This window comes from Catenibacterium sp. UBA627 (genome assembly GCF_002299355.1).
Lineage (GTDB): Bacteria > Bacillota_I > Bacilli_A > Erysipelotrichales > Coprobacillaceae > Catenibacterium > Catenibacterium mitsuoka.
Genome location: NZ_DBPF01000126.1, coordinates 1,083 through 11,166, shown reverse-complemented (window position 1 = coordinate 11,166; position 10,084 = coordinate 1,083). Strand labels below are relative to the sequence as shown.

At 34.7% G+C, this 10,084-nt stretch carries 10 protein-coding genes and 1 other annotated feature; all 10 genes read right to left on the bottom strand.

Annotated elements, in window-relative coordinates:
• Positions 1-1,223: lysine--tRNA ligase (lysS, locus tag B2S90_RS08700; RefSeq protein WP_286696889.1), on the bottom strand; the 1,223-nt coding region annotated here is incomplete at its 3' end.
• A 38-nt stretch (positions 1,224-1,261) separates the two neighbouring features.
• Positions 1,262-1,471: a binding site (T-box leader), on the bottom strand.
• 70 nt (positions 1,472-1,541) lie between these two features.
• The gene (locus B2S90_RS08695) at positions 1,542-2,399 is read right to left on the bottom strand and encodes a YitT family protein (RefSeq protein WP_055233342.1); all 858 of its coding nucleotides are present in this window, start codon (positions 2,397-2,399) and stop codon (positions 1,542-1,544) included.
• A gap of 68 nt (positions 2,400-2,467) precedes the next feature.
• Positions 2,468-3,196 carry a MurR/RpiR family transcriptional regulator gene (locus B2S90_RS08690; RefSeq protein WP_278861008.1) on the bottom strand — a complete coding sequence of 243 codons (729 nt, stop codon included), beginning with the start codon at positions 3,194-3,196 and terminating at the stop codon, positions 2,468-2,470.
• Positions 3,197-3,227: 31 nt separating this feature from the next.
• Entirely contained in the window at positions 3,228-3,872 is a 645-nt protein-coding gene (locus B2S90_RS08685; protein WP_055233340.1) for an RDD family protein, read from the bottom strand.
• Between the two features lie 17 nt (positions 3,873-3,889).
• A complete protein-coding gene (locus tag B2S90_RS08680) occupies positions 3,890-4,771 on the bottom strand; it encodes an ROK family protein (protein WP_055233339.1) in 882 nt (293 codons plus the stop codon).
• Positions 4,768-6,183 carry a 6-phospho-beta-glucosidase gene (locus B2S90_RS08675; RefSeq protein ID WP_055233338.1) on the bottom strand — a complete coding sequence of 472 codons (1,416 nt, stop codon included), beginning with the start codon at positions 6,181-6,183 and terminating at the stop codon, positions 4,768-4,770. Before B2S90_RS08675 ends, B2S90_RS08680 begins: the two co-directional genes overlap by 4 nt.
• Positions 6,176-7,531 (bottom strand): PTS sugar transporter subunit IIC, encoded by a 1,356-nt coding sequence (locus tag B2S90_RS08670; protein ID WP_278778618.1) that lies wholly within the window; start codon positions 7,529-7,531, stop codon positions 6,176-6,178. The genes B2S90_RS08675 and B2S90_RS08670 overlap by 8 nt, the downstream gene beginning before the upstream one ends.
• 141 nt (positions 7,532-7,672) lie before the next feature.
• Positions 7,673-8,404, bottom strand: a complete 732-nt coding sequence (locus B2S90_RS08665; protein WP_055233336.1) for a MurR/RpiR family transcriptional regulator — start codon at positions 8,402-8,404, stop codon at positions 7,673-7,675.
• Positions 8,405-9,220, bottom strand: a complete 816-nt coding sequence (amrS, locus tag B2S90_RS08660) for an AmmeMemoRadiSam system radical SAM enzyme (RefSeq protein WP_286696888.1) — start codon at positions 9,218-9,220, stop codon at positions 8,405-8,407. It lies immediately after the preceding gene.
• A complete protein-coding gene (gene amrA / locus B2S90_RS08655; RefSeq protein WP_286696887.1) occupies positions 9,213-9,962 on the bottom strand; it encodes an AmmeMemoRadiSam system protein A in 750 nt (249 codons plus the stop codon). Before amrA ends, amrS begins: the two co-directional genes overlap by 8 nt.
• Between the last annotated feature and the right edge of the window lie 122 nt (positions 9,963-10,084).

Below are 10,084 nucleotides of genomic sequence, written 5' to 3'. Positions count from 1 at the left end.
ATGAATAATTCGAATCTCTGAGTGAAACGAGGATCCTGTAAGTTCTTCTTTGCGAGTGGAGAGATTTCAATTGGATGACCATATACGAATGTTGGTTCTACAATTGTTTCTTCTACATACTTTTCAAAGAATGCATTGACGATATGACCATATGCAAAATGTGGTTCTACTTCAATACCATGTTCTTCAGCAAGTTTCTTAGCTTCTTCAAAAGTCTTCTGTTCACCAAAGTCTACACCAGTCTTTTCTTTAATTGCATCAACCATAGAGATTCTCTTGAATCCAGGTGCTAATGAAATAGAATGACCTTTGTATTCTACATCATAAGTACCATTGACAGTCATTGCGGCATTCGCAATGATACCTTCTGTTAAGTCCATCATACCTTCAAGGTCAGAGAATGCTTTATATACTTCGATAGTAGTGAATTCTGGGTTATGAGTTCTGTCCATACCTTCGTTTCTGAATAAACGACCGATTTCATAAACAGCATCCATACCACCTACGATTAATCTTTTAAGGTTTAATTCTGTTGCGATTCTTAAGTAGAAATCTTTATCTAATGCATTGAAATGAGTGATGAAAGGCTTAGCTGCAGCACCACCAAGAATAGAGTTCATGATTGGTGTTTCTACTTCTGTATAACCTTTGTCATCTAAATAATGCTGGATTGAACGTACAATCTTAGGTCTCATGAAGGCTACTTTACGTGCTTCATCATTCATGATTAAGTCAACATATCTTCTTCTGAAACGTTCTTCAGTATCTGTTAAACCATGGAACTTTTCTGGTAAAGGTCTTAAAGCCTTAGTAAGGTGTGTATACTTTTCTACTCTTACAGTTAATTCACCAGTATGAGTCATGAATACTTCACCATCAATACCGATAATATCACCTAAATCGCTCTTCTTAACTAATTCATAAACATCTTCACCAACAGTATCTTTCTTGATATATAACTGGATTTTTCCATCTCTATCAAGAAGGTTCATGAAGCATACTTTACCTTTTCTTCTCTTTGCAACAATACGACCTGCGATACTTACAGCTGGTTTGCTTTCTTCTAATTCTTCTGCAGTCTTACCGCTATAGTTCTTTCTAATATCTGAAGTATAAGCAGTCACATCAAATCTCTGTCCAAATGGATCAATTCCAAGATCTTTAAGTTCCTGTAACTTCTGTCTTCTTACTAATTCCTGATCAGTAAACTTTCTTTCTTCCATGTGTGTTCTCCTTCTTTAGAATATAAAAACTCTCATCCGCTAGGGACGAGAGTTAACCGTGGTACCACCCTTATTCATCTACATAAGTAGACCTCATTAAGCCTTAACGCGGCAACACGTTATTTTATCACATCAGATCCAAAATACAGCTCCCAGTCTTTATTCATATCAACTTCCCCATTCCTTTACACCAGCCAGGAATTCTCTCTGCGTTCCATCGATATTACTCTTCTGTTCATAGCTTTTACTCAAGTATTATAGACAATAAATAAATATGTTGTCAAGGTCAATTTATCTGCCTTATTCAATCTAATTTGTCTATAGACGTTTTTCAAATCCACCAAGGATTTCTGAATCCTCACTAATAGTCACAAATGCCTGTGGATCAATATCATGTACAATCTTCTTAAATGTTTTCACTTCATATTTATTGATTGCACAATAAAGAATATATTGATCATTTTCTGTATAAGCACCCTTACCCATCCAGTAAGTTACACCTCTACCTGTCTTTTCCATAATCACATTCTTCATATCCTTTTCTTTAGTGAAGATTAATGCTATCACATTGATATTCTGATAGTGGATATGGTCACTAATGAAATACAATACAAATACAAAGATAATAGAATACAGTGTAGTCTGTAAATCAAAGATAAATGCACAGCAAGTTAAAATAACTGCATTCAAACTTATTGATAACTTTCCTACTGAGAATCCTTGTTTAGTCTTAGATAAGCATACACCCGCAATGTCAATACCACCTGCACTACCACTACCTTTGAGGGCAAGTCCTACACCAACGCCACACATAATAGCCCCGAAGATACAGTTAGATAACATATCGGGCATGATTGGATGTGTTAAGTTAGGTAAGAAAGATAATGTAATAGTCTGTACAACAACACTCATACCTGTTTTAACACAGAATTCTCTGTTCAAGATTCTATATCCCATAATAAATAATGGAATATTAATCATAAAGTTGATGATCCCTACAATGTTCATTGATTTAGGAATTGGTAGAAGTTTTCTTACAAAAACTTCGATAATCTGTGATGTACCAATTACACCTCCAAAGTTCAAGCCATTAGGTGTTACAAACAACCAGATTCCTAAAGATAATAAAATACTTCCGGCAATGACTTCGCCATACTTTTCTAGATTTTCCCTCATAGCGTCCCTCTTTCATATCATAACATATGAGTATTAAAACAAATAAAAGAATGCCTTTCAAGCATTCTTTAGTAAATTCCATATTCTATAAATAGATTCGCAATAGACTCAATAATATAGAGAACAGGCACCTGTGTTGCTGAACTATAAAAGTCACCATTTTTAGTACTTGGCATATAATACGTAAGAGCTAAATCAGACATCTTTGCAGCTGTTGAAGAGGCACTATTGGTAATCACAATAATCTTAATATCATATTTTTTTAAGTCTTTGATACGATCAATGATTTCTCTTGTTTCTCCTGAAACTGTGAAGAAAAAAGCACAGTCATTTTGATCATACATCCCCCTAAAACGGCTACTGAAGTCTCCAATATACATTGTACGTTTTCCCTTACGATTAAATAAAGAAGCCGCAAACTTCGCAATCGCATCACTTAGGCCAATGCCAGAACAGATTACCTCGTGACTGTTCACAATTATTTCAGCAGCTTGATGAATAAGATCATCAAACTCTTTATTATCTACTCGATTAAAATAATCAAGAATATAATTTAAAGCACGTTTATTTTGTATAGGTTTATCTTCCTGATCCAGTTTCATTTCTGCTTTCCATTCTAAGAATCCTTCATAACCAAGTTTTTTAGCTACTCTTGTAATCATAGAAGAAGATACATGAAGATCTGTAGATAAATCTTTAAGTTTCATATGAATCACTTCATAACGATGAGAGATGATGTAGTTGTAAATATCTAATTCTAAATCACTTAATTGATTCATTTGGTCTGCCGTAACCATAAAATACCTCCAAAAGGTATTTTATCATACTTTATGCAAATCTCTTTTTCATTTTCTTATTCTGTTTCTTATTTTTCTTTTCAATACTCAACAACATATTCTTATAATCTTCTGACTTGATGTCTACAACAAGTGTATGTGAGACAATATCATGTAATGATTTCTTAGACTTTAAGATAATCACAAGTATTCCAGATAATATAGTAATAACGAGTCCTACTTTATTCCAGATAGAGGCAATATTGTATCCAGTTAATACATTGACTAATTGATGAAACATATTACTGCATGTATAAATACTTCCTTCTACTAAGAAGATCATAATAACCTGTCTAATGATCAGTTGTTTCACATTCACTTCTTGATAGTCGTCATTCACAATCTTTAATCCTAATAGTTTTTTACCTAAAGTCTGTCCTTTCCAAATTATAGGTAATACTACATAGTACACAAATGCAACTGAAAGTGAAAGAACACCTGCAATTACTTGATAATATCCCTTAAATATAGATAACTGCTGAGGAATATAGACAGCATCCTTATGAAGAGACATATATAACAGAATAAGAGGAAGTGATGATAAGACACTTCCTAAATACCAATCAATACCATAAGCAATTATACGTTTGATATAACCTGTTTTATTCACAGGTTCATTTCTTAATTTATTCCACATCTTATCATCCTCCTTTATTAATTTAAGTGTTGATATAAAGCACCTATTAAGTTCGCATCATTACGATATTCACAAACTACGATTTCTGGTGGCAATGTGCTTGCATAACATGAATTATAGATTTCATCAAAATTCTTTTTGATAAGTTCTAATAGTAATGGCTGTGCACTAATACCTCCACCAATAGCCACTTTTTCACAATCAAAGATCTGATTGATGTTGTAGATCTGCACTGCAGTTTCTAAACAGAACTGATTTAATCCTTTTAAAACAGCCTCATTTCCATTATTTGCCATTTCAAAGATTTCTTCACCTGTAAAATGCTCTTCTGTTTCTAATGCTTCCTGGATATGTAATAATAATCCATTGATTCCATTACTTGCATACCAAGATGTATCACCATCATATGGCTTATGGTAATCAGTGATGATATTAGAAAATTCACCTGCACCAAATCTACATCCGCTTAATACCTTATGATCCTTAATTAAAGCACCACCAATAGCTGTGCCAAGAATCACTACAGCACCGTCCTGAATATCTCGAAGACTGCCAAAACCTAGTTCTGCGTTAGCAGCACATTTTGCATCATTACCAATTGTGACTCTTACACCACAATGCTCAGATAGTAATTCTGCCATGTTTATATCATGAATATAAGTTAAAGCACCACCAGTGAAACAATAACCTTTATTAGGATCAATTCTTCCTGGCATACTCATCGCAATACCAGATACATCAGAATATGTATTATATAGAGATTCAACGCTATTTACAAATGAATCAAGGCAATCTAAGGGAGTAGGCACTTTACCTCTTTCATATATATTCTTTTCTGCATCCATTACTGCATATTTAATAGCACTGCCACCAACATCTAGAACTAAGTATTTTTTCATAATTTTTCTCCGTTACTTTCTATTACTTTTTTATACCATTCAAAGGAATCCTTCTTGCTTCTTGCAAGTGTTCCCTGACCTGCATTATCTTTATCCACATAAATGAAACCATAACGTTTCTTCATTTCACCCGTACCAAAGCTAACACAGTCAATACATCCCCATACAGTATAACCTAATAAGTCTACACCATCAATATCTACTGCATTCTTCATTTCTTCGATATGCGCTTTAAGGTAATCAATACGGTACTGGTCATGTACTTTTCCATCTACCATCTGGTCCACTGCACCGAAGCCATTTTCTACAATAAATAGAGGAAGGTTATAACGGTCATACATCCAGTTTAAGCTATATCTTAAACCTTTCGCATCAATTGGCCATCCCCACTCAGTCTTTGAAATATATGGGTTATCACATAAATCTGTTTCTTCATTATAGTCAAGGTTGACATCTCCATCACCCTTAACCGCAAATGACATATAATAACTAAATCCAATATAATCTACTGTACCCTGAGGAAGAACAGCTAAGTCTTCTTCAGTAATATCTAGATTGAAGTTCTTTCTTTCAAAGAAAGACTTCATATAACCTGGATAACGTCCTCTTGCATGAACATCCATATACCAGAAACGCTTATGGTTAGCGCCTACTGCCTTCAACATATCATCTGGATTACAAGAATATGGATAAATAGGTGTCATCGCAATCATGCATCCGATCATCATAGAAGGATCAATAGCATGTCCTTCTTTAATAGCCATCGCACTTGCAACAAGCTCATAATGTGCTGCCTGATAAACAGTACGTTCTTTGTCTTCACCTTCTTCAAATATAATACCTGAGTTAGTAAATACAGCTACGTCTGCTTCATAGTTCGCCTGGTTGTTGATTTCATTGAAAGTCATCCAGTATTTAACTTTATTGTGGTATCTTTCGAAACATACTTTTGCGAATCTTACAAAGAATGTAATCATCTTTCTGTTTCTCCATCCACCATACTTTTCAACTAAATGATAAGGCATTTCAAAGTGTGATAATGTGATGACTGGCTGAATACCATTCTTTAATAGTTCATCAAACATATCATCATAGAACTTTAAACCTTCTTCATTTGGTGTTTCTTCATCTCCCATTGGGAAGATTCTTGCCCAGGAAATAGATGTTCTAAAACATTTAAATCCCATTTCTTTAAATAAAGCGATATCTTCCTTATAGTGGTGATAGAAATCAATCGCTGTATGATTTGGATAGAACTCGTCAGGTTCAATTGTTTTAGTGATCTTTCTACGAGTAGTGGCAGAACCAACTGTCATCATATCTGAGACATTTGGTCCTTTACCACCTTCATTAAATCCACCTTCTACCTGATGTGCAGCAACTGCTCCACCCCATAAGAAGTCTTTACGCATTGTTTTCTCCTGCTGCTTCTTCTGCTTCTTTCTTGATAGCGGCTCTTGTGCTTGCTGCAACGAATGGTAAGTAGATAATTGTACTTACGATTAAGCAAAGAATACCGATAACTAATGACATAACATTGTTGGCACCTGATCCTAAGAATGGTGTTAAGAATCCTGGAGTTGTCCAAGCAACTGAATAAGCGACTGGTGGGATGATCTTAATGACACATACACAGAAATAACCGATTAGGTCACATACGATTGGTGCTAAGATGAATGGAATAACATACATTGGGTTCATAACGATTGGTAAACCGAACATGATTGGTTCATTGATGTTGAATAGCCCTGGAGCTAATGACATCTTACAAATAGAGTATTCACCTTTATTCTTTCTACCTACGATAAACATTGCAATGATTAAACCAAGTGTTGCGCCTGATCCTCCACCATTACCAAATGCATCGTTGATTGAAACCCAGTTTACTGGATAAGGTGCACCCCATGCTGAACCATGAACTGCAACATAAGCTAAGTTTGCGTTTTGCTGTTCTGTAAAGATAACTGAACGTAAAGCACTTAAAGTGTTTGGACCATGGATACCTACAATCCATAAGAACTGCTGAACTACTACAAATACAATAATTGTACCCATAGAGCTTCCAAGAGATGTTAATGGAGCCTGAATAGCGTTATAAACAACAACCTGAATACCTTCAGGAGTAATCATTGAGAATAAGTAGTTTAATACACCCATGATTGCAAGTACTAACATCATTGGGATTAATAAATTAAATGACTGTGCTACTGCAGGTGGTACCATTTCTGGCATCTTGATTCTTAACTTTTCATTTCTACCAAAACGAGTTAATAATTCTGCAGTTAATAGACCTACTAATAATGCAACGAATAATCCCTGTGCACCAAAGTAAGTAGTTGTTAAACCAGTTCCTGCATTCTTACCTGCAAATGCCTGAGATGCAGGATAAAGAATAAAGAAAGCTGAAAGAGATGTGATACCACATAATACTTTATCTCCACCCATTTCCTGAGCTAACTGATAAGCCACTAAGAATGCGATAAGAATTGATAAGATATTAGTAGTACCATTGATAACAGAACTCAAGATAGCCTGATACTGAGCTAAGTTTGGAATTAAATCACCTAAGTGAAGTAATTTTGCGATGAATCCGCTAGGATCTAATAATACATAGTTAATAAGTAAAACCATTGAACCACCCATTGTGAGTGGGAATGATAAAGTGAACGCATCACGCACGGCTGCCACATGGCGCTGACCATTGATTTTTGCAGCTAATGGTACGAAGTAACGTTCCATAAAGTTTTGAATTGCTTCCATTTTGTTTCTCCTCTTCTTATTTTGTTCGGCCGATGTTGAAAACGATTTCGTTTTCCGCAATTGATTCTATCAGAGGATCACAAATAAAAAAAGGGCTTGAAGCCCTTCTTGAATAGTATGCATTATCTGCAAAATGTTTCACTATTGTAACGTATTGTGACACATATGCAATGTCATATTAGAAAGTATTTCAATAATGCTTAATGCAGGTACCTGAGTTGTATGGGAAGAAAGTTCATTTCTTACATCATTAATATAATAGCTGATATGATAATCACTCATTTTTGCGAGTGTATTATCGTCTGAGGCAGTAATTGTGATTAAAGTACTGCCTGCTGCTTTATAATCATTGGCTTTTCTAATAAGTTCTACAGTATCTCCTGAGATAGACAACATAACGACAACTATATCAGTCCCATCCATAGATACCTTCTGGTATGGATCTGTTAAGGCAGCACTAAAGAAACCATTACCAGAAAAGCGTCTTGCTGCATATTCTGCAATCTTAGCTGAATCTCCCATACCATCAAAAATAATCATATTCGCATCACCTAGTATATATGCGATTTCTTTGAATAAATCCTGATAATAAGGGGTATTGAACTTCTTTAAACAGTCAATAGTTTCATCTAAGTCATTCACCATATAAAGAGAGACTTCTTTTTCTTCTTTCTTATAAGCATATTTTAATTCCGGAAAACTGTCATATCCCATCTTTTTCACAAAGCGCATAATAGAAGCTGTAGATGTAGGAATCTCCTCTGCCAGTTCTCTTATACTCATATAAGGAAATTGAATGCTGTGCTTCAATATATAGTTATATATACGCATATCTGTTGTACTAAAGCTTTTAATTCTTTCTTCATTAAACATCTAACAATTACCTCTATATACATTCTTTAAATATTTCTTAGCTACTTCTACCATTTGGTCAATAAGTTCTATAGATGTAGGAGATTCATGATAATGATACTCGGGAAAATAACGTGTGATATGTAACACAATATTCGGATCAATAGACGCTAACCACTTTGCTTCTTCTTCCATATCTTTGAGATTATCATTGATACCAGGTACAATCAAAGAAGTTACTTCTAGATGACTTGTAGAAGCATGGTAAATACTCTTTTTTACTGTGTTTAAGTCACCTGATAATTTCTTATAAATATCTTCTTTAAATCCTTTTAAATCAATATTCCATGCATCTACTAAAGGAGATAACTCCTTTATATATTTCTCTTCTATCATTCCATTAGAGACTATAACAGTCTTTAATTCATGCTTCTTACATAATACAAATGTATCACAAATAAATTCATAACTGATCAGTGGTTCATTATAAGTAAACGCAATACCGATATTCCCTTCTTTTTTGAGATCTAAGGCGACTTCAACAAGTTTTTCAGGTGTTGTATGCACCTGTACAGAAGAGCCTTTATCCTGTGATATGGTGTAGTTCTGACAGAAAGGACATTTCATATTACAGCCATAAGAACCGACAGATAGAATCTTTGTATTTGGATAAAAATGATAGAGAGGCTTCTTTTCAATAGGATCTAAAGACAGTGATGTAATAGCACCATAATCTTTAAGTACTATGCTTCCTTCTTTATTCATTCTTTGATGACAGAATCCTGTCTGTCCTCCTTTTAATACACAATGATGAGGACATAAATCACATCTAATCATGTCTGATCACCTTGAATCTTTCTATCTTGATCTTCTCTCCTTCATGAATACCTGCCTTATGACAAGCTATCTGAATCTGATCAGTCACTGTATCCACACCTTCTAAATCAGGTAAGAGTAAACCTCTTTTAGAACCATGGGATACTATAATACCATAGATATGAGGATCTAATGTACTGATATCTTCTACTGGTTCTATTTCTCCTAATACATCGACTGAGATAACGAGATTATCTAGTTCTTCTTCTGTAATAGGATCAAAGCGTGGATCTTCACTACATGCACTGATCGCATTATGTACTATTTCTAAGGCAATATTATCCTGTACAGGCATAAAGGTACCAATACAGCCTCTTAAACGCCCTTCTTCATGAATAGATACAAAGACACCTGCACGTCTTTTCATCTCTTCTGTGACTTCTGGAATGATTTCTACTTTCTCTTTCACATAATGTTCTATTGTGGTTCTAGCCAATCTGACATAGTTATCTTCATGTTCTTTGATCTTCTTAACTTCTTCCTGCATCTTCTTTTTATATTGGTTTCCTATATCACGTGTTAAATCTTCGCCACATATTTCAAAGCCACATATACCATAACCTACTCCAAATGGACCTTCATAAGAATAATAGTGTGGTTTAATCTTTTTTTGATCTAAAGCACCTGCCATGATTTGAAATGATCTCAGTCCACATTCAGATGCAGCTTCTATAAAGAGTGGATCAAAGGTTAAGAAACGCATAAAATCGCTATTCTTCCATGCTGTAATAATATCATGATCAAAGAGCGGTCCTTCTTCTTTCTGACTACTCCCACGGGCAAGCCCGTGGGGTTCCTACTATCAAGTTTAGCTTGTAATCGTAC